Below are 22,573 nucleotides of genomic sequence, written 5' to 3'. Positions count from 1 at the left end.
ATTTTTTATGGTGGGATAGTAGATAAAATGGGTATATTCCTTAGTAATATTGACATTACTTCTTGATAAAAGATATAATTAAGTAATGTCGTAAAGTAAATAGTAGATATTTGTTAAAAAGTGTATTTAAAATAATTATATGAAAAAGAGGGATATTATGAGTAAACTTAAATTCGGAATAATTGGTTGTGGAAGAATTTCTTACAAGCATGTAGAAGGTTTAGTAGAAAATAAGGAGATAGCAGAATTAGTTGCGACATGTGATGTTGTAATTGATAGAGCACAAGAAAAATCAGAGGAATACATAAGTGCTATGAGAAATACTGCAAGGGTTGCAGTTTATGAAGATTATAAAGAAATGTTAGATAATGAGGAAATAGATGTTGTTACCATAGCTACAGAAAGTGGATATCATGCTGAAATTGCAATATATTGTATGAATAAAGGTAAGCATGTAGTAATTGAAAAACCAATGGCTATGTCTATTGATGATGCAAATGAGATGATTAAAGTGGCAAAAGAGAATAATGTTAAATTATCAGTATGCCATCAAAATAGATTTAACCCATCAATTCAAAAATTAAGAAAAGCTATTGATAAGGAAGGTTTTGGAAGAATATTCAATGTTACTGCAAGAATATTATGGAATAGAAATGAGGGATATTATTCTCAAGCCCCTTGGAGAGGTACATGGGAATTAGATGGTGGAACATTAATGAATCAATGTATCCATAATATAGACTTATTACAATGGACGGTTGGAGCTGAAGTAGATACTGTTTATGCACAATGTGATACATTCCTTCGTCCAATTGAAGGTGAAGATTTTGGAGCTATAATAGTTAGATTTACAAATGGTACTATTGGTATAATAGAAGGATCGGCTTGTGTATATCCAAAAAATCTTGAAGAGACTTTAAGTGTATTTGGAGAAAAAGGAACAGTTTGTATAGGTGGTTTAGCAGTAAATAAAATCGAGAACTGGCAATTTGCTGACGAAGAACTAAATAATGAGAACTTAGTAGAAGAAGAAATAGATTCAGTATATGGAAAAGGCCATACACCTCTATTTAAAGATGTTATAGAAGCTATAAATGAAGATAGAGAACCTTTAATAAATGGAGAAGAAGGGAAGAGAGCTCTTTCAATAATTCTGGGTGCATATAAATCAAGAAAGACAGGATTAGCAACCAAATTCCCTCTTACTAATTTTAGTACAATTGATATGAAAGACCTTACTAAGTAATATTTTTAGGGGGAAGTTTAAATGAACTCAACAAAAGTTACCTTTATCATAGTTGCATATAATTCTTCAATGTATATTGATAAACTATTTGAAGATTTAAAGAATCAAGATTATGATAAAAATTTAATTCAATTCATTCTGGTTGATAGTGTGTCTACTGATAATACATATGCCTTAATGGAGAATTTTAAAGAGTCGAATAAGGAGTTAGATGTTACTATTCTAAGAAATAAAAAGAAGATTTTATCATCTGGTTGGAATATTGCATTATCCTATGCTACTGGAGATGTAGTGATTAGAGTAGACGCTCATTCAGAGCTTCCAAAAGATTTTATTTCAGCTAACGTTATAGAAATAGAAAAAGGAAATTACATTGTTGGAGGAACAAGACCATCTCTAAAACCAAAGAGTATTTGGTCAAATATACTTGCTACTGTTGAAAGAAGTAAATTTGGAAGCGGAATAGCCCCATATAGGCACCTACAAGAAGCAAAGCATGTAGATACTATTGCGCATGCGTGCTACAGTAGAGAAGTTTTTAAAAAGGTTGGAGGCTATGATGAAAGGCTTGTTAGAACAGAAGACAATGATATGCATTATAGAATGAAAGAAGCAGGTTATAAGTTTTGGTTTAGCCCGACAATAAAATCATATCATTATCCGAGATTTAGCTTGAAAGGGATGCTTAAACAGAAATATGGAAATGGATATTGGATAGGTGCAACTATGTCAATTCAGCCAAACTGTTTTTCTGTAAGGCATTTTATTCCGCTAGTATTTGTGTTGGGACTAATTTTTACTTTAGGTATTAAGTTTATTTTTGGATGGGATATGTTATTTAATTTAGCATTAGGATCGTACTCCCTTTTAGCATTATTATTTACAATTCTAGCAATAATAGATTATGATTACGATAAGAAGCCTATTGTAGGAATACTTATGTTCTTTATACTACCATTTATATTTTTTATAAATCATCTTTGGTATGGGATAGGAACAATAGTAGGTCTTTTTAAAGGGCCTAAGATAAAAAATGCAAATAAAAAATATAAAGTTCCATATCCTATAAAGTAGATTGTTTAAAAAATAATAAATAAGTTTATATTAATAATATAATTATAAAAGCAATAATTAATAGAAAAAGGAAATAACAAGATGAGTACTTTTAATAAGATATTAAAGAGATTGTTTGACATTGTTGCATCATTAATAGGTATTATAATTTTAAGTCCTATATTTATAGTAATATCTATTATCATTAAGATAACTAGTCCTGGGCCAATATTCTTTAAGCAAAAAAGAGTGGGCTTAAAAGGAAAGAATTTTGACATTCTTAAATATAGAACAATGGTCATAGATGCAGAGAAACAAGGAAAACAAATCACTGTTGGAGAGGACAAGAGGATAACACCAATTGGAAAAACTTTAAGAAAATATAAAATAGATGAATTACCTCAATTATTTAATGTATTTAAAGGTGATATGAGTTTAGTAGGGCCAAGACCGGAAGTACCAGTATATGTTAATATGTATACTGAAGAACAAATGAAGGTATTAGATGTGAGACCTGGAATAACAGATTTAGCATCATTAAGGTATAGAGATGAAAATGATGTTTTAGGTAGTGTTGAAAATCCAGAAGAGTATTATATAAATGTGATAATGCCTGATAAGTTAAAGTTAAATATGGAGTATATATCAAAAAGTAGTGTTTTTTTTGATATATCAATAATTATAAAAACAATAATAAAATGCTTCAAGTAAAAAAAGGAAAGTTCATTGATGAACTTTCCTTTTTATTTGCAAGATTTATTTAATTGAATATAACTTATTGATATTCCCAAAATAACAAACATAGAGAATATTACTTTTGGAGCGCCATAGTAACAGTCTATTAGATTCATAGATTGGAAGGCTAAGAAGCTTACTAGAGAGCCAATTAAAATATTTTTTATTAAAGTAATTTTTGAAGAAGTAATTCCTTTATACAATGTTGTAATTGCAATTAATATAAATAGTATGAAGATGATTGTCCCTACTATACCTAATTCCGATTGGATTTTAAGAAATATGTTATGAGGATGCTCTGGCAAATAATCAGTACTAATGAATAAATTATCTGGATTAGCTGCGACATATTTTCCGTAAGTTGTTGAAAAATTATTATATCCAACTCCAAGTATTGGATTATCTGAAATCATATCAAATGAAGCATTCCATATTTTGAATCGCGATGAATTCTGTGATAGATCAAATATTTGAAAAATTCGAATCCTGCTAGCTGGAATAATAAGTAATATAACCGGAAGTATGATAGAGGCTATTAAAAATCTTTTATCATAAAGTATAGCGATTATAAAGGATCCTACTATTAAAGCTAATAAGGCATTTCTTGATTGTGAAAGTATTATACTAGTACCTAATAAAATTATAGTTAAAATATAAAATAGTTTCATTTTCTTATTTTTAGAATTTAAATAGAGCATTACTACTATAAATATGGACAAGATAGAAAATGCACCTAAATTATTAGAATTCTCCAGGAAAGAAGCAATTCTATTATTACCACCAAGTATAGTATTTGATTCATCTAATTGGAAGAATTGAATTATTGAAACAATTGCTGATAGAACAGAAACTGAAATAAATGAATATGTAATATAGTTAGTGAATTTTATTGATTTACTTCTGTATGCAATTAAATAAAAAACAAAAACATACATAGAGAATCTAATACTATGAGAAATAGCAATTCTTTTATCTGTAGCAACGAAGAAAGATAAGTACATAGTAATGTTTAATATTACAAGCATTAATAATAATTTATTATTTTTAATATCTTTAAATATTGAAAATATGTATTTACGTTCTTCTTTTGAAATTACAAATTGAATGAATTGTAATAAAATAAGTAAGTAAATAATATAATCACCTCTTACTACACCAAATGTGGGTAATATAGGGTAAGCGATGATTAATATGATAGTTAAGTAATGAAATATTTTAGTTGGAATTTTCATTTTATATCTCCTCTATTTTATAGTAATTATTAAACAAATATTTAAATTATATAAGTAATAATTGTTGATTCATTAATATATAAGCCTGTTAATTTCACTAGTTAATTATAGTATTACTATAATTTTATGTCAATTAGGAGAGAGGATTAATAGCTACATAAGGACAATAGGTATTATTTAAACAGAAAAAAGTATAAAAAAAGAGAAGCAGGGGGTGCTTCTCTTTTTTATGTGTGTAAAATGCTCATCATCTTTTGTTAGCTGATATCTTTAATTTCTAAAGTATCATATTTAAAGTTTGTCCATAATTTTCAAGTTCTATACAAGTTATAAAAAATATTTTGGAATTTAAATGAAATGAGATTTTGTAATTTTTTTAGTCTTTTTGGGAAAACTAAGCAGAGAATTATGAAAACTTCAGTAAGGAGTGATATTTTTGAGTACAAAAGAGGGCAATAATTGCAGAAAACATGTTTTGCAAGAGTTGAAATTTGGTTTTAGAAGGATTAAAGATAATTATAAATATATAAGATCTATAGCAAAGCAGGGGGAAGAAGTATTAGGATCTGGTGAATGGCTATTAGATAATATTTATTTGATAGAAAAGGAATATAAGGGAATAAGAGAAAATATGCCACAGGAATATTTCAATAACCTACCTCTATATGATGAGGTTGATACTGAAGGCATACCTAGAATATTTGCATATTCTAAGGAGTATATAAAGAAAAAAGAAGGGGTAGTAAAAGAGGGGGAGGTTATAAATTTTATAAAAAATAAAGATTCAAGATTTACTATGGGAGAACTATGGGCTTTTCCACTTATGCTTAGAATAGCTTTGATTTTAAAATTATCTAAAACTACTAATAAATTAGTAAAGATACAAGAAAAGAAAAGTAATGGTAAGGCACTAGCCTATAGAATAATAGAAGGTAGTACAAGAGATAAATTAGGTCATGTATTAGAGGAAATAGATAGAGAGTATTCTGAAATATCAGGAATGACTTTAGCAGAGTTATTAAAGACATTAAGAGATAATTCTATAGAAACTAAGGAGGTTTATGACCTTATAGATAAAAAGAAGAAATCAGAAAATGGTGACGAGGAATTTATAAAAAATAATTTCTTAGAAGGTAGCATAGAGCAAACAATTGGAAGTTGCATAATCTCCTTAAGAGAAATAGAAGGTATTAATTGGAAGAGATTTTTCGAAGAAACATCAAAAGTTGAAAAATTATTATTAACTGATCCAGATGGGACATATGAAAGAATGGATTTTGAATCAAAGGATTACTATAGGCATAAGATAGAGATTTTAGCAAGAAGGTTACAGTTGGATGAGATAACTTTAACAGAAAAAATTATCTATTTAGCTAGTAGGTCTAAAGAGGAAGGAAAAAGAACATACAGAGCCCATGTAGGTTACTATATTATTGATGATGGTATTAAAGAACTATCAGAGTCAGTAAATGCAGGGATAAAAATTAAGACAAAGTTTTCAGAAGGAAAATTTATATTATTAAATATACTAGGTACATTTACAATTGTAGTAGCTGTTATAATTTTAAGTTATATACTAGGAGTGAGATTTACAACAGTACAGTATCTAACTGCAATACTTGTAATGATTATTCCTTCAAGTGAAATAGTTACAGCCGTAATAAATTGGTCAGTAAGTAATCTTGTACCGATGAGATTTGTACCTAAACTTGATTTTTCAAAAGGGATCCCTGCTAGTAAGAAAGCTGTTATTGTAATACCAGCGATATTACCCTCAGCAGAAAGAACTAAAGAACTTATGGAACAATTAGAAGTAGTATATCTAGCAAATAAGGATAAGAATCTTTACTTTGCATTGCTTGGAGACTTACCAGATAGTAAAGAAGAAAGAGGAGAGGGAGAAGAGGAGATAATTGAAGCAGGGCTAAAAGAGACACTTAGGATTAACTTTAAGCATTTCAATGGAGATAAGCATTTTTTCTTTTTAACAAGGGAAAAGTTATATAATTCAAAAGAAAAAGTATATATGGGAAGGGAAAGAAAAAGGGGGAAGCTCATGGAGTTTATGTCCCTTTTAAAAGATGAAGATAATCATACTTTTAATGTTATCAGTAGTTATATAGGACCAGTGATGGATGCTAAATATATTATTACATTAGATGCAGACACTGTTATGCCAAGAGAAACGGCATATAGACTAGTAGGTGCAATGAGTCATATTTTAAACAAAGCATCAATAAAAAACAATAGAGTTATACGTGGATATGGAATAATGCAGCCAAAGGTTAGTATTAGTCTAGAAAGTAAAAATAAAACATCATTTTCAAAGATATTTGCAGGGGAAAGTGGTATTGATGGATATTCTATAGCTTATTCAGATACATATGAAGATTTATTTGGAGAAGGAAGCTTTACAGGCAAAGGAATAATTGATATTGATACATTTTATAATGTGTTGAAGTATGAAATTCCTAATGATACAGTACTTAGTCATGATCTTTTAGAAGGTTCCTTTGCAAGATGTTCATTAGTAACAGATGTTGAATTTATAGATAATTATCCATCAAGTTATGAAGCTAGTTGCAAGAGATTACATAGATGGGTTAGGGGAGATTGGCAACTTTTAAGATGGCTTTTTTCATTAAAAATATCACTACTATCAAGGTGGAAGATATTTGATAATTTAAGGAGGAGTCTATTAGCTCCTACTTTATTAATTGCAGTATTATTAAATTTAACAATCTTAAGTGGAGCTAATCAGATTGTATTACTATGCTTTCTAGGAGCGATTATACCATTAGTATTTACAATAACTGATTTTGTTGTAACCCCTAAAAATAAAATTATGGGAACATTTAAGAGCTTTCAACAAATAATTCTTATAATAAGCTTTATTCCATATCAAGCCTATTTAATGATAGATGCAATTATAAGAACATTATTTAGGGTGATTGTGAGTAATAAGAACCTACTTCAATGGCAAACATCAGAGGAAGCGGAGAGGAAAGTTAATAATTCATTACAAGCATATACAAAGAGAATGTGGTTCTCATCTGTATGTGGAATTATCATAATAGCATTAACATTAGGATCAAGAGCAGGAATAGCAGTAACTAATTTGCCAATTGCTATACTTTGGATAGTAAGTCCGTATATCGCCTTTTATATAAGTACTATTGAAGGAGAAGAGAAATTTAATCTTAGTGAAGAGGACAGGAGTTACCTAAGAGATAATGCAAGAAGAATATGGGCTTATTATGAAGACTTTGTGAATGAGGAAAATAACTACCTAGCACCAGATAATTATCAAGAGAAACCCTATAAAGGGGTAGCATATAGAACATCGCCTACTAACATAGGAATGGGACTTACCAGTAACTTAGTTGCCTATGACCTTGGATATATAGGTTTTGGTGAAGTTTTAGATAGGTTAGAACTAATTATTAAAGGAATGAATTCTCTAAAAAAATATAATGGTCACTATTTGAATTGGTATGACACAAGGAGTTGTGAAGCATTGTGGCCACGATATATTTCTACTGTGGATAGTGGGAATCTTTTAGGATATTTGTGGATAATATCTAGGACTATTGTGGATTATAAGAGAAATTCTTTGATTAGAGTTGAAGAATTATCATCCCTTAAAGATACAATTAGAATTGCTGGGATAGAAGATATTTTAGAGATAGATAAATATGACATTAGTAACATTAATGACTATCTTCCAATATTAGAGGAATTATTATCTAAGATAGAAAAAATAGAGCTTGAAAAAGAAGAAGATAAAGAAAAGGTATATTGGTTAGAAAAATTAAAAAAAGAAATAAAAGTTAAGATTTCTTACTATGATTATTTCTTTGGAGGAATAGAGAAACTTTTGAGTGATGATTATGATAGAAAAAATTTATCTATATATGAATTGATGCATCACTTAGAAGAATTATTAGTAGCTTCAGGAGATGATTTTAAAAAGATTTTAGAAGATAGAATAAGAAGTGTAAAGGCTTTTATAACAAGAGTGGATAGTGTTATTTTAGACATAGAAAAAATTATGGAAGAAATGGACTTTAAATTTTTATATAACAATGAAAGAGCCCTGTTTTCCATAGGATACAATCTTGAAGAAAAATCCCTGGGTAACTCTTATTATGACTTATTAGCTTCAGAATCAAGAGCCACATCATTTATAACTATAGCTAGAAATCAGATTCCGAAAGAACACTGGTTTAATTTAAGTAGAGCAATGACTAATGCTTTTAAAGAAAAGAGTTTAGTTTCTTGGAGTGGAACTATGTTTGAGTACTTTATGCCTCCCCTTATTATGAAGAGTTTTAAAGATACATTATTAAACATGACTTATGAATCAGTTATAAAAGCTCAAAAGGAATTCGCAAGACAAAAGAAAGTTCCATGGGGAATATCAGAATCTGCTTATTATCAATTTGATATTGGTGAGAATTATCAATATAAAGCCTTTGGAGTTCCTGGAGTAGGATTAAAGAGAGGTCTAGAGGATGAACTAGTAATTTCTCCTTACTCAACACTAATTACATTACCTTACTCAAAGCAAGAAGGTATCGAAAATTTAAGAGTTTTAGAATCTAAAGGTGCATATGGCAGATATGGATTTATTGAAGCAATAGATTATACACCTAATAGAGTAAGTAAGATGGATAGTGGAGAAGAAGATGGCGGCAGTAAAAATGTAAGGTGCTATATGGTTCATCACTTAGGTATGTCATTAATGGCATTGAACAATATATTAAATAATAATATATTTCAAGAAAGATTTCATAGAATACCAGAGGTAAAAGCAACTGAATTACTATTAAAGGAAAGAATTCCTGAGAGAATTACATTTGAACAAGAAGAAGACTTCACAGCTACTAGAGAAGGCTTTCATAGAGAAAATTTTGTTCCAAGGGTATATGAAGGTGCTAAGAGAGAAAATCCAGAAGTACTTTTATTATCAAATGGGAGTTATTCAACTATGTTAACCCTATCAGGTAGTGGATATGGTAAAAAGGAAAATATGACTGTATACAGATGGAAAGGGGATAACACATCAGATAGTAGTGGTATGTTCTTTTATATAAAGAATTTGAATTCAAATGATTACTGGAGTTCAACCTATGAACCATGTAAGGATGGAGGAGAAGATTATACTGTTGAGTTTACATTAGATAAGGGGGTATATAAAAGGAAAGATGGTTCTATAGAAACAGAGGAGCAGGTAGTTGTATCACCAGAAGATGATGTAGAAATTAGGAAGATAATTTTAAAGAATACAGGTAATAAGGGAAGAAGTATAGAGATAACAAGCTATATGGAGGTAACACTGCAGTCCTTTGAAGGAGATGCAGTGCACCCAAGTTTCTCAAATCTATTTATAGGTACAGAGTATGTTGAAGAAGAAAATTGCTTGCTAGGTAATAGAAGAGCAAGGGTTAAGAATGGAACTGTGCCATATATTCTTCATAAAGTTCTTGTACCAACAGAAATGGAAGGTGCTGTTACTTATGAAACTTCAAGGGTTAATTTTATAGGAAGAAATAGAGATTTAAGAAGCCCAAGAGCTTTGGATAATGATTCAGCTCTTTTAAATACAGTTGGAATAGTACTTGACCCAATTATGAGTATAAGAGTTAGAGTTAGGCTAGAAGCAGGAGAAGAAAAGGAAGTTTACTATATTACTGGTACAACTAATTCTAGAGAAGATGCTTTAGAATTAGCTAATAGCTATGGTGATAGAAGCAGAATGGAAAAAGCTTTTGGTTCCTATAATAGAGCAGTACAGCTTGAATTAAAGGGATTGGGAATAAAATCTCATCAAGCAAATATTTATCAAAACTTAGCCTCATATATTTTATTCCTTCATACTGGAAGAAGGGATAGAGAAGAATATATAAAGAATATAAGTAAGCACCAACAAGATTTATGGGCTTATGGTATTTCAGGTGACTTGCCAATAGCTTTAGCCCTAGTAAAAAATGAAGAGGATATGGATTTAGTTAGATCAATAATAAAGATGCATTATTATTGGAAAAGTAAGGGACTTAAATCAGATCTTATTATATTTAATGATGAAGAGGCTAGCTATGAACAACCAATGCAGAGGAATATTTTGAGTGCAATTAGTCTTTCAAAGGAAGGTGATGCAATAAATAAGCCAGGAGGCATATTTATTCATAATAAATCAACTATGGGAGAAGATATAAGAGATTTTCTAATTGGAATAGCTGCTATATATATTGATAGTAGCAAGGGTTCAATAATCACTCAGATGAAGAACATTGAAGGTGAAGAAGAGGTAGGGTGCTTACGACATAAAGAGCTCAGTGAAGAACATAGAGTTAAGGTGTCCATTAACAAAGATGAATCAAATGACCAAGAGGCTGGCTTTAAAGCTTTATCCTTAGATGAGTTAGATGAAAGAAATAGTAATATAACAACATCATGTGATGTAGATAAATTAGATTTCTGGAATGGATATGGAGGATTTGATCCTAAGGATAAGAGTTATGTAATTAAATTAAATAACTATAAGAATACTCCAGCACCATGGATTAATGTAGTATCTAATGAGGATTTTGGATTCCATATTTCAGAATCAGGCTCTGGATATACTTGGTGTGGAAATAGTAGAGAGAATAAGATTACTCCTTGGAGCAATGATTGGGTAATTGATCCACCGGGGGAAGCTATGTTTATTAGAGATAACAATAGTGGGGTATATTTTTCAATTACACCAAAGCCAGTTAGAGATGCTGGAGAATATACTATAAGACATTCCTTTGGATATTCAACTTTTATTCATACTGCTTATAATATAAAAGGAGAAATGAAGATATTTTGCCCTAAGGGAGAAAATCTCAAGATTCAGAGGGTTACATTAGAAAACTTGTTAGATAAGGAAAGGGAGGTTTCAATTTATTATTACGCACAACTTGTATTGGGAGTATTTAACTATGGGAGTGCAAGATATATTACTACATCTTTAAATGATAAATTTATAATGGGAGAAAATCCATATAGTCAGTACTTTGGAAAACTTAAAGCTTATCTAACTATTTTAGGTGGAGATGAGTTATCCTTCTCTGGAGATAGAAAGGAGTTTCTTGGGATTGAAGAAGATATTTCAAGTCCAAGGGCTTTAAGATATCAAAAGCTATCAAATAGAGCAGGTAGTATATATGATCCTTGTTTGGCTACAGAAACAAAGATTACATTAGGACCAGGGGAAAAGAAGGAGATTATTATACTATTTGGTCAAGATGAATCTACAGATAATATAGAGAAAATAATAGAGAAATATAGGAATATAGAAGAATGTCATAATGCTTTAGAGGGAGTAAAACAATATTGGTCAGATTTCCTAGGAAATATACAAGTTGAGACAAAAGATAAGTCTATGAACTATATGCTAAATGGATGGTTATTATATCAAACCTATAGCTGTAGGTATTTAAGTAGAACTGCCTTTTATCAATCAGGAGGAGCGTATGGATTTAGGGATCAACTACAAGATTCTATGTCATTAGGAATAGTTAAGCCGGAAATAACAAAGACACAAATCTTACGAAATGCTTCAAGGCAATACTTGGAGGGAGATGTACAACATTGGTGGCACCCAGTAGTTAATAGTGGTATAAGAACAAGATTCTCAGATGATCTACTATGGATGCCTTATGTAACGGCTGAATATATTAATAGAACTGGAGACTATAGTATTTTAAGTGAAACTGCACCTTATTTAGAGGATGAACCTTTAAAGGAAGGAGAAGATGAAAGATATACTATAGTAAATAATTCTACTAAAGAGGGAACTATATATGAACATTGCATTAAGGCTATAGAAAAGGGCCTTAAATTTGGAGAACATAATATTCCGTTAATGGGTAGTGGAGATTGGAATGATGGCATGAGTACAGTTGGTAACGAAGGAAAAGGTGAAAGTGTGTGGCTTGGTTGGTTCCTATATAAAATACTAGATAACTTCCAAGATATCTGTAAGCATATGAAAGATGAAGAGAAATTAAATAGATATGTTGAGATGAAAGATTTTATTAAAGAGAATTTAGAGAAGAATGCTTGGGATGGCGGTTGGTACAGAAGAGCGTACTTTGATGATGGAACTCCACTAGGGTCTAGGGATAATGAAGAATGTCAAATAGACTCCTTAGCACAAAGCTGGTCATTAATATCTGGAGCGGTAAAGCATGATAGAGCAATAGAGGCTATGAAGGCAGTGGATATGAATCTTGTTAATAAAGATAAAGGAATGATTCTACTACTAGCACCGCCATTTGAAAAATCCTCACTTGAACCTGGTTATATTAAGGGGTATGTAGCAGGGGTGAGAGAAAATGGAGGACAATATACACATGCAGCAGTATGGGTAATTCTAGCTTTAACTAAGCTAGGTCTTGGGGATAAGGCCTGGAAGTATTATAATATGATAAACCCAATTAATCATACAAATACAGAATTAGAATGTAGAACCTATAAGGTTGAGCCTTATGTAATGGCAGCTGATGTATATATAAAAGAACCTCATGGCGGAAGAGGTGGCTGGAGTTGGTATACAGGTGCTTCAGGATGGATGTATAAGGTTGGAATAGAAGATATCTTAGGATTACAGAAGGTTAAGGGCAAAGGATATAGGATAGAGCCATGTGTTCCTAAGGAATGGGATGAATATACTATTTATATAAAAAATGAGACAGAAGATTATACAATTAAGGTAGTAAGGGGAAATAATAATAAGATAATAATAAATGATAAGGAAATAGAAGGACAATTAATACCAAGAAATAAGGGGAAACAGAACATAGTAGTAGAATATAGGTAGTTATATAAGGAGGAGTGGATAGCTATTCACCCCTCCTTATATAAATTGCATAGGATATAAATGAATGGTATACTTCCCTTATAATATAGATAGTTAATTGAAGAGGTGTAGGTTTGTTAAACAAGTTCAAGATAAATAAAGATGTATTTTCATACGGGATAATAACTTTAGTTTTTTTTATAGTTATAGTAAGGACATTTTATGGATTTGACTGGTCAGATGAGACTTATTATATAGCATTACCATATAGATTTCTTTTGGGAGATAGTATGTTTATTCATTCGTGGGATATACATCAACTTAGTGCATTGATAATACTACCATTTGTATGGTTATATAATGTGTTTGTTGGAGGTACTGATGGAATAATTTTATTTTTCAGAATACTTTATGCTGTATGTCAATATAGTGTTGCATTAATTATTTTCAAGACATTAAAGAAATATTATAATAAATATGCAGTGTTATTTACTGCAATAGTTCTATTAATTTTCGCACCATCATCTATTAGTAACCTTTCATATAATACTATGTCATTACAATTGTTTTCTGTAGCTATAACATTATTTATAGAGATATTACATTCAAAGAGAGAGAGAAAGTTTGTGGGGTTTTTCTGTGGATTAACTTATGCGCTTTCAGTGCAGGCATACCCATATCTTGTTATTACATTACCTTTAGTAATAATAGGGATGATTACCAAGTTCAAGAAGGAAGGATATGATGATAGAAAGATATTAAAAAATAAGTTGAAATTTATAGGAATTGGAATATTAGCTGTGGTAATATCTTTTACTATTTTTGTTTTGTGTAATTCATCAATAAAAAATATAGTTAATAATGTAAAGTATATTTTATCTGATCCAGAACATATCAGTAGAGGACCATTAGAACCATTGTTTAGTTATTATGATTCAATAGTAAGTGGATATGGGATAATTGTGGTAGCTACCATAGCTACTGTGATTATTACATTAATAACAAGGTTTATCAGGTCAGATAAAAGCAAGAATATAATAAATAGTATGATTTATATATTGGGAATAATTATATTAATTAAAGGTATGATTATTACACTAGAATCCTATGTACCTAATATAATAATGATTAATTATTTATGTATACCATTTGCATTAGTAGGCCCGATATTTTATACATTAGCATATAGAAAAACAAAGAGAGTATTTTATACATTTTGGATAGGTGGGATATTATATTCTATAGCAATTCAGTATGGAACCAATAATGGCTTAGGGGTGTCTTCATTTGGACTTTTATTTTCTACTTTGGCAACAATAATATTTATATTTGAGAGTGGGCAAGAGTTACTAGGTTCTATAACTTCAAAAATATGTATGAAGAGAATAATTACTATTATATGTATAGCTATAGTGGGAGTACAGTTTGGATTAATCTTAAAGTATAGATTTATAACTGTATATAGAGATGGAGAAATATCTACATTAACAGAAAAACTTAAAATAGGTCCAGCAAAAGGAATATATACAAGTAGTTCTATGGCCTATAAGTATGAAAAGGTAGTAGCAGATATTAAAAATAATGCTCCAGAGGAAGGAACCGTACTATACACAAAATTATTACCATTTGGATATTTATGTACTAATTTAAGTCCAGCTACACCATCTTTATGGAGAACACAGTTTAACAGTCAACGATTAGAAAAGTTCTATGAATTGAATCCTAATAAAGTACCTAAAATGATTTATATAGTAGATGAGAAGTACGGCTTTACTAATAGTGATAATAGTATTGATGGAGAACTTAAAAAATATATTGATAGTAATACTACCAAACGGTTAGAGCTAGATAGCGGGACAATGTTAATCATTAATTAGAGTGTAAAATTGAGTTAATATTTTCCAAGGGGTATTGTAATTGCAAAACTGTTTACACGATATCTAAAAATGTGTAAAATATACATGGTTAGGATGGTGAATTAATTTGAATAATAGTAAAAAGGGATTAGCAATAATAGTAACTTTAGCTATAGTATTGATAACAGTCTTTACATTTGGAATTTTACGAGACAGAAAGATAAGTGCCAAGAATAGAGAAGATTATAAGGCATGGATAGAAGGAACAGTTGAAACAAGTAATCAAAAAGAGGAAATTGTGGAGAGTGTAGTAGAGGATACAGAGGCTAAAGGAGAAGCAGAGGAACTGAATTTCTATGGGAAGCTTAAAAACAAGAAACCAGTAAGAGTATTAATTTTAGGTGATGGATTAGCATTAAGCCAAGGAAGAAATACTGATAATGGTATATGGGATCAAGGAGTAGCATCATTTATACAAAGTACATATGGAAGTACAGTTGAACTAAAATCTTTAGCACAAAATGGAGCGGCTTCAGCAGTTGGTTATAATGTTGTAAAAAATAATGATATAAGCAATTATGATTTTATAATTACTTGCTATGGACAAAATGATAATAATGCAGCTGTAAACATAGATCAATTTAGGACAAACTATGATAGCATTATAAAAGAGATAAAAGCTAAGAATCCGAATGGAACGATAGTGCCTATATTACCAAGTACCCTTACTACTGATAATAGGTATAGAACTACAATTCAAGCAATAGCTACAGAACATGGCTTACAAGTAGCCGATACAAAGACAACGTTTATTAATTCAGGTATTCCTGAAGGAACTTTATCTAATGGAGTATTGCCTAATGATAAGGGATATCAATTATATACAGAGACAGTAGGAAATGTTATAAAAAATGGAGTTAAATAGTTAGAGAGATTGATTTCCATAAAGAATAGTATGTAAAATTCCAGTGCCTAAGCACTGGAATTTTACATACTATTTTTTAGTTTGATTTATTTAAATTACTAAACTTATAAGAGTAAATAACAATGAGAATTCTATCTGACATAATAAAAAACAATTAGACAAATGTAATAGAATAAAAAAATAGAATAAAATTATATATACAAATATATACAAAAAATGATAAAGGTTGTACAATTAACTAGTAATAATAAATATGTATATAATTTGAAGAGGAAGTGGTATTTATGAAAAAAATTAAAACTTTAGTAGCAATTTCTTTAGTTTATGTAACAGTAACACTTTTAGTACCTGTTGTATCAACTAATGAGATAGCTTTTGCATCAGAAAACTTACAAACATATAACGGGGTAGAGAGTGAAGATTCTTCTTCAGTAATAAAGGAGAGTAATGGCTGGGCTAAGGAAGATGGAACTTGGTATTTTTACAAAAATGGAGAAAAGCAAAAAGGTTGGATTTATGAAGAAGGTAAATGGTACTATTTAAATAAAGATAATGGTTCTATGGTGACTGGGTTAAATAAGATAGATTCAAAACAATATGTATTCAATAACTCAGGAGAAATGCAAATAGGATGGGCTAAAGCAGATGATACTTATTACTATACTGATAAGAGTGGAGCTTTGACTACTGGATGGATTCATGATGGTGAAAGTTGGTATTATTTAAATCCGGTAGACTATAAGATGACAACAGGATTTGCAACTATAGATGGTCATAGATATTCATTTTTATCCTGGGGACCAATGGAAACAGGATGGATATTAGATGGAAGTGATTATTACTACGGAAATTCATCAGGAGAACTTGTAAAAGGTTGGATATACGATTCTGGTAAATGGTACTTTATTAAAGATGATTATAAAATGGCAACAGGTTTTACAATAGATGGTGATAAAAAATATTATTTGAATAATTGGGGTCAAATGCAAACCGGTTGGATTAAAGTTGATGGAAACTACTATTATGGAAAATCATCAGGAGAGCTTGTAAAAGGATGGCTTTATGAAGGTGGTTATTGGTATTACTTAGATACTGAAGATTATAAGATGGCAACAGGAGTTACTTTAGTAGACTCAAAGGCTTACTTTTTTGAATCTTGGGGAGTAATGGTTACAGAAGAGGGATGGATTGCTACTGGATATGTTGATAATAGTGGTAGTTGGAGATATAAATATAATTATGCCAAATCATCAGGAGAGCTTGTAAAAGGATGGCTATATGAGGATGGTTATTGGTATTTCTTTGATGATGAGTATCTAATGAAAAAAGGTTGGTTAGATGAAAATGGTAAGAAATATTATTTAGATTCATCTGGAGCAATGGTTACAGAAAGCTGGATCATTATGGGATACATGGATGGAGATAGTTGGGAATACAAGTATAGTTATGCAAAAGCATCAGGAGAAATAGCAATAGGATGGCTAGAAATAGATGGAAATAACTACTACTTTGATGAAAACGGAGTTATGTTATCAAACACAACAGTTGATGATATAGAATTAGGGGCTCATGTAGTAGCAAAATAATTAGAGATAAGTTTGAATTGTTATTTAGCAGATTTGAAGAGGGGTATAATATGAAAAGAACGAAAAAGGTAATAAGCTTAGTATTGCTTTATATTATTTTAAATATAGTAGTAGCTCCAGTATCTGATGATAAAACAGCTTGGGCAACTGAAAATATACCAAGTTATGAGAAAATAGAAGAGGGATATCTTCATCAGGTTACTAAGTATAAGGATAAGTATATTGCAAATCAGAGAAAAGGTCCTCATGAAATGGGAGTATTTTATTTTGATGGTAGCCAAAAGAATATTTTAGATTATAAAGTTATGCTAGGAAATATTACTGAAAATAAAGTGATGTTAGATTCAGATTATAATAGAGCGGTATTTGATATATCAACAGGAAAAGCAAATCCAAGAGATGAATTAATATCTATTTATGAAAATATCAATAATAAATTATCGGAAAAATATGGTCAATATAGTTACTATCTTGACCTTGAAGCCAAGAATTTATCAGATGCAAGATGGTTTAAATTTATATCTAAGAACAGCGGTATTGTTGATGAATATGGTAATATTATCACCTTGGTAGAAGATTCAGTAGGTGTTATGGGATTGGAATTAACAGAAGAGAAGGTTTATATATGGAGAGACCAACCAGTAATGGGATTACAGGTTTATGATAGAAAAACAGGTAAGCTTTTAGTAAATTCAATAGCGCCAACGGACATTGTACCTTCATTTTCTAAAGTTATTGGTGATAAGATTATAACATGTAGATATATTGACGAGAATAGATATGATATAGTAAGCCTTAGATTAGAGAATAATGAATGGATTATTGATAAAACTTTAGTTACTATAAATAATAATATAAATGAAGCAAAAGGGATATCTACAGATAAAAATGGGGATATTTGGATAGTAAATGAAGGATATGTTGAAAAATTAGAAAATAATGAATTTATCAAAAAATTTAAAGTAAATAAATCTTTAAATTGTATAACTGTTTATGATGATAAACATATGTTAGTGTGGTCACTAGATGAAGGAATCTACACTAATATTGACGTAAAGGATGTAGTTAAGGAAGGATGGATTAAAGAGAGTAGCATTTGGTATTTCTATAAAAATGGAGAAAAGCAAAAAGGTTGGATTTATGAAGAAGGTAAATGGTACTATTTAAATAAAGATAATGGTTCTATGGTGACTGGGTTAAATAAGATAGATTCAAGACAATATGTATTCAATAACTCAGGAGAAATGCAAATAGGATGGGCTAAAGCAGATGATACTTATTACTATGCTGATAAAAGTGGAGCTTTGACTACCGGATGGATTAAGGATGGTGAAAGCTGGTATTATTTGAATCCAGTAGACTATAAGATGACAACAGGATTTGCAACTATAGATGGTCATAGATATTCATTTTTATCCTGGGGACCAATGGAAACAGGATGGATATTAGATGGAAATGATTATTACTACGGAAAATCATCAGGAGAACTTGTAAAAGGTTGGATATACGATTCTGGTAAATGGTACTTTATTAAAGATGATTATAAGATGGCAACAGGTTTTGCAATAGATGGTAATAAAAAATATTATTTGAATAAGTGGGGTCAAATGCAAACCGGTTGGATTAAAGTTGATGGAAATTACTATTATGGAAAATCATCAGGAGAGCTTGTAAAAGGTTGGATAGAAAAAGGCTCAGATTGGTACTTCATGAATGATGATTATATAATGGAAACAGGTTGGATAATAGATGCTAATAAGAAGTATTACTTAAAAAGTTGGGGTGCAATGCAAAAAGGTTGGTTAAGGTATGAGTATAAGTGGTATTACTTAACTGGCAGTGGTGCATCAGCAACAGGATGGCTAGAAGTAGATGGAAAGAAGTACTACTTTGATCAAAATGGAGTTATGTTATCAAATACAACAGTTGATGGTGTGCAATTAGGTACTGATGGTTCAGCAAAATAATTATTTGATAATGTATTTATAATCAATTTAATTTAAACAATATAAGGAGCTGTATCGAGAGATATCTTGATACAGCTCCTTATATTAACCTAAAGTTATTTTTTACCAGGTGCTAAGTTTAATTCATGATGGTTATCACTGTCATCAGATAAAATATTAGTACCTTCCTCAACTAAGCTTTCAGTATAATCAAATTCTTGCCCAGCTATATTATTGACAGCAATAGAATCTACTGTAGGATTTGGTAGAGGTGTTGAATCACCATTTGGTGCATAACTTTTTATTTCATTTTCAGTAGGATGATAGCTTGTTCTTACCTTTGGTAAATATGGCTTTTTTTCGCTCATAAGAAATCCCCTCCTTAACTTTAATAACTATAGTTTGGTCAATAGGAGAGGAAAAAATTCAATTAATAATTTAATATTTTCTTATTTATCATGTCTGCAATTCCATCATTTTCATTAGATAAAGTTATATAATCTGCTTTAGATTTAACCAAGTCATTTGCATTTTCCATAGCTACACCAAGACCAGCAAATTCAATCATATCAATATCATTTTCTGCATCGCCGCAAGCCACTATTTCATCTTTACCAATTCCTAGGTGATTAGCTAAAGCATTAAGTCCAGATGACTTAGAGCAATTTTTATTCATAAATTCAAGCATAAAGCTTGTACTTCTCACAATATGATACTTTTCAAAAAATTCATTTGGAATTTTATCTATTACATTATTTAGAATAGATTCTTCTTCCATTATCATAACTTTTATAATAAAGTCATCATCCTTCAAATCATTATCAAAATCAATCAATGATATAGGAACTTTATTATGCGTTCTTTCAGCATCAGTGTATTTATTTTCTCTAGTAGCAATACATTCTTCATCAGTAAAGCCGTGGAATTCTACACCCAATTTTTTTGATAATCTATAGATTTCTTTTACTTCTTCACCAGTAAGTCCATTACGTATAATAGGCGTTAAAGTTATTGTATTATATACTGAAGAACCATTATAAGCAAGTACATATTCATCTTCACCTATTAAATCTAGTTCTTCTATATAGTTCATAATACCCTGAAGAGGACGTCCGGTTGCAATGACAACTTTAACACCATAAGACTGAGCTTTTTTCAAGGCTTCCTTTGTAATATAGGATATAGTTGAATCTCCACGTAATAAAGTGCCATCTAAATCTAATGCTAAAAGCTTGTACATAAATACCTCCATAGATTATTAGTATTGTATTTATTATACAATACTAGGGATGGAAAATCCTTTATATAAGTAATATTTCGGAAAAATAGTTAAAAAAGTAAGAGATTCAAGAGATACATTATTATATTAAAAATTTATAAATTGTGATATAATTTAGAGATGTGTGAAAAAATATAAGTATAATTAATATAGTTAGGAGGACAAAGCTTTGGCTGATTATATAAATGAAATTGAAAAGAGAAGAACCTTTGCGATTATTTCTCACCCTGATGCTGGTAAAACTACATTAACAGAGAAGTTCCTATTATATGGAGGAGCTATAAGACTTGCAGGTTCTGTAAAGGCAAGAAAGGCCTCTAAGCATGCAGTTTCTGACTGGATGGAAATAGAAAAGCAAAGAGGTATATCTGTTACTTCGTCAGTAATGCAATTTAACTATGGTGGACACTGCATAAATATACTAGATACGCCAGGACACCAAGACTTCTCAGAAGATACATACAGAACACTTATAGCAGCAGATTCAGCAGTAATGGTTGTAGATGCAGCAAAGGGTGTGGAAGATCAGACTAGAAAGCTTTTCCAAGTTTGTGCATTAAGAGAGATGCCAATATTTACTCTTATAAACAAAATGGATAGAGAAGCAAGAGATCCATTCCAACTACTTGAAGACATAGAAAATGAACTTGGAATTAAAACTTATCCAATGAACTGGCCTATTGGTTCTGGTAAAGAATTCAAGGGTGTTTATGAAAGAGATAATAAGAGAATTATCGCTTTTAATGGTGGTAACCATGGACAAAATGAAGCTGAATCAATTGAAGGAAATGTAGAAGATGAAAAGTTCAGAGAAATATTAGGAGATGCTCTTCATGATAAGCTAATGGAAGATATTGAGCTTCTAGATATTGCTGGAGATGAATTTGATATAGAAAAAGTAAGAAAAGGTGAACTTACACCTGTATTCTTTGGATCAGCATTAACTAATTTTGGTGTTGAGCCATTCCTTGAACATTTCTTAGAGATGACAACAGCACCATTACCAAGAAATTCAAGCATTGGAGAAATAGATCCTTTCGATGATAAATTTTCAGCTTTAGTATTTAAGATTCAAGCTAATATGAATAAAGCACATAGAGATAGAATTGCCTTTATGAGAATTTGTTCAGGTAAGTTTGAAAAGGGAATGGAAGTAATGCATATGCAAGGTGGTAAGAAGATAAAGCTTTCTCAGCCACAACAATTTATGGCACAAGATAGAGAAATAATTGAGGAAGCATATGCAGGAGATATTATTGGTGTATTTGATCCAGGCATATTCTCAATTGGAGATACATTATGTTCACCTTCAAAGAAATTTAAATTTGAAGGGATTCCGGCCTTTGCACCAGAGCACTTTGCTAGAGTTAGACCAGTAGATACAATGCAAAGAAAGCAATTTATAAAAGGTATTACTCAAATAGCTCAAGAAGGGGCAATCCAAGTATTTAAGGAACTTCATATAGGAATGGAAGAGATTATAGTTGGAGTTGTTGGTGTTCTTCAATTCGAAGTATTAGAGTATAGACTTAAGCATGAATATAACACAGATATTAAAATGGATAGACTTCCATATAGATATGTTAGATGGATTGAGAATAAGGATTTAAATCCAGATACATTAAACTTAACTTCAGATACTAAGAAGGTTAAGGATCTTAAGGATAGAAATCTACTTATATTCCAAAATGATTGGGGAATAAGTTGGGCTTTAGATCATAATAAGGGAATCGTATTATCAGGAGTTGGAAAGACTGAATAGAATATAAGTATAAAAGTAGTTGGTACAAAATTATTGTTAAATAGTGTTGTACCAATTATTTTTTTATTATAAATACAATTAGCGAATAAATGTAAAAATTAAAAGAAAAGAAGTATATTATAT

The 22,573-nt window shown here is 30.4% G+C and carries 12 protein-coding genes; 9 read left to right on the top strand and 3 right to left on the bottom strand.

All coding sequences use genetic code 11. From position 1 onward, the window contains the following. Nucleotides 1-157 precede the first annotated feature (157 nt). The 3 genes from ACSYT2_RS17005 to ACSYT2_RS16995 all read left to right on the top strand — a co-directional run bounded on the left by ACSYT2_RS17005 (nt 158) and on the right by ACSYT2_RS16995 (nt 3,010). Nucleotides 158-1,246, top strand: coding sequence for a Gfo/Idh/MocA family protein (locus ACSYT2_RS17005; protein WP_430856933.1), 1,089 nt, complete (start codon nt 158-160; stop codon nt 1,244-1,246). 21 nt (nt 1,247-1,267) lie between these two features. Then, nucleotides 1,268-2,320, top strand: coding sequence for a glycosyltransferase (locus tag ACSYT2_RS17000; protein ID WP_438385261.1), 1,053 nt, complete (start codon nt 1,268-1,270; stop codon nt 2,318-2,320). A gap of 81 nt (nt 2,321-2,401) precedes the next feature. Beyond that, complete coding sequence (locus ACSYT2_RS16995) at nt 2,402-3,010, top strand: sugar transferase (RefSeq protein WP_438385260.1); 609 nt, start codon at nt 2,402-2,404, stop codon at nt 3,008-3,010. Between the two features lie 32 nt (nt 3,011-3,042). On the opposite strand, the gene ACSYT2_RS16990 is transcribed toward ACSYT2_RS16995, so the two are convergent. Beyond that, nucleotides 3,043-4,266 carry an O-antigen ligase family protein gene (locus ACSYT2_RS16990; RefSeq protein WP_438385259.1) on the bottom strand — a complete coding sequence of 408 codons (1,224 nt, stop codon included), beginning with the start codon at nt 4,264-4,266 and terminating at the stop codon, nt 3,043-3,045. A 436-nt stretch (nt 4,267-4,702) separates the two neighbouring features. On the opposite strand from ACSYT2_RS16990, the gene ACSYT2_RS16985 reads away from it, so the two are divergent. From ACSYT2_RS16985 to ACSYT2_RS16965, 5 genes are all read left to right on the top strand, one after another. After that, nucleotides 4,703-13,117, top strand: coding sequence for a glycoside hydrolase family 94 protein (locus ACSYT2_RS16985; RefSeq protein ID WP_438385258.1), 8,415 nt, complete (start codon nt 4,703-4,705; stop codon nt 13,115-13,117). Nucleotides 13,118-13,230: 113 nt separating this feature from the next. Continuing rightward, on the top strand, nt 13,231-14,973 hold the full coding sequence (locus tag ACSYT2_RS16980) for a hypothetical protein (RefSeq protein WP_438385257.1): 1,743 nt from the start codon (nt 13,231-13,233) through the stop codon (nt 14,971-14,973). Between the two features lie 106 nt (nt 14,974-15,079). Beyond that, nucleotides 15,080-15,877 carry an SGNH/GDSL hydrolase family protein gene (locus tag ACSYT2_RS16975; protein ID WP_430856927.1) on the top strand — a complete coding sequence of 266 codons (798 nt, stop codon included), beginning with the start codon at nt 15,080-15,082 and terminating at the stop codon, nt 15,875-15,877. A gap of 284 nt (nt 15,878-16,161) precedes the next feature. Next, nucleotides 16,162-17,463 carry a PspC-like choline-binding domain-containing protein gene (locus ACSYT2_RS16970; RefSeq protein WP_430856926.1) on the top strand — a complete coding sequence of 434 codons (1,302 nt, stop codon included), beginning with the start codon at nt 16,162-16,164 and terminating at the stop codon, nt 17,461-17,463. A gap of 50 nt (nt 17,464-17,513) precedes the next feature. Further along, nucleotides 17,514-19,430 carry an N-acetylmuramoyl-L-alanine amidase family protein gene (locus ACSYT2_RS16965; RefSeq protein ID WP_438385256.1) on the top strand — a complete coding sequence of 639 codons (1,917 nt, stop codon included), beginning with the start codon at nt 17,514-17,516 and terminating at the stop codon, nt 19,428-19,430. A gap of 95 nt (nt 19,431-19,525) precedes the next feature. Here the strand turns inward: ACSYT2_RS16965 and ACSYT2_RS16960 are convergent, their stop codons facing one another. Together ACSYT2_RS16960 and ACSYT2_RS16955 are read right to left on the bottom strand one after the other, a co-directional pair. Then, the gene (locus tag ACSYT2_RS16960; protein WP_438385255.1) at nt 19,526-19,777 is read right to left on the bottom strand and encodes a hypothetical protein; all 252 of its coding nucleotides are present in this window, start codon (nt 19,775-19,777) and stop codon (nt 19,526-19,528) included. A 62-nt stretch (nt 19,778-19,839) separates the two neighbouring features. Further along, nucleotides 19,840-20,649, bottom strand: coding sequence for a Cof-type HAD-IIB family hydrolase (locus tag ACSYT2_RS16955; RefSeq protein ID WP_438385254.1), 810 nt, complete (start codon nt 20,647-20,649; stop codon nt 19,840-19,842). A 208-nt stretch (nt 20,650-20,857) separates the two neighbouring features. On the opposite strand from ACSYT2_RS16955, the gene ACSYT2_RS16950 reads away from it, so the two are divergent. After that, nucleotides 20,858-22,450, top strand: coding sequence for a peptide chain release factor 3 (locus ACSYT2_RS16950; RefSeq protein ID WP_430856922.1), 1,593 nt, complete (start codon nt 20,858-20,860; stop codon nt 22,448-22,450). Nucleotides 22,451-22,573: the final 123 nt, after the last annotated feature.

Origin of the sequence: Clostridium zhoujianii, from assembly GCF_051590805.1 — a bacterium.
In the GTDB taxonomy this organism is placed as follows: Bacteria; Bacillota; Clostridia; order Clostridiales; family Clostridiaceae; genus Clostridium.
Note: the sequence above shows the minus strand (reverse complement) of the source record. Positions and strands in the feature narration are given on the sequence as shown.

What these genes read in the sequence shown, in the direction of transcription:
- ACSYT2_RS17005 (WP_430856933.1), top strand. Translation starts at nt 158, where the DNA reads ATGAGTAAACTTAAATTCGGAATAATTGGTTGTGGAAGAATTTCTTAC.
- ACSYT2_RS17000 (WP_438385261.1), top strand. Translation starts at nt 1,268, where the DNA reads ATGAACTCAACAAAAGTTACCTTTATCATAGTTGCATATAATTCTTCA.
- ACSYT2_RS16995 (WP_438385260.1), top strand. Translation starts at nt 2,402, where the DNA reads ATGAGTACTTTTAATAAGATATTAAAGAGATTGTTTGACATTGTTGCA.
- ACSYT2_RS16990 (WP_438385259.1), bottom strand. Translation starts at nt 4,266, where the DNA reads ATGAAAATTCCAACTAAAATATTTCATTACTTAACTATCATATTAATC.
- ACSYT2_RS16970 (WP_430856926.1), top strand. Translation starts at nt 16,162, where the DNA reads ATGAAAAAAATTAAAACTTTAGTAGCAATTTCTTTAGTTTATGTAACA.
- ACSYT2_RS16965 (WP_438385256.1), top strand. Translation starts at nt 17,514, where the DNA reads ATGAAAAGAACGAAAAAGGTAATAAGCTTAGTATTGCTTTATATTATT.
- ACSYT2_RS16960 (WP_438385255.1), bottom strand. Translation starts at nt 19,777, where the DNA reads ATGAGCGAAAAAAAGCCATATTTACCAAAGGTAAGAACAAGCTATCAT.
- ACSYT2_RS16955 (WP_438385254.1), bottom strand. Translation starts at nt 20,649, where the DNA reads ATGTACAAGCTTTTAGCATTAGATTTAGATGGCACTTTATTACGTGGA.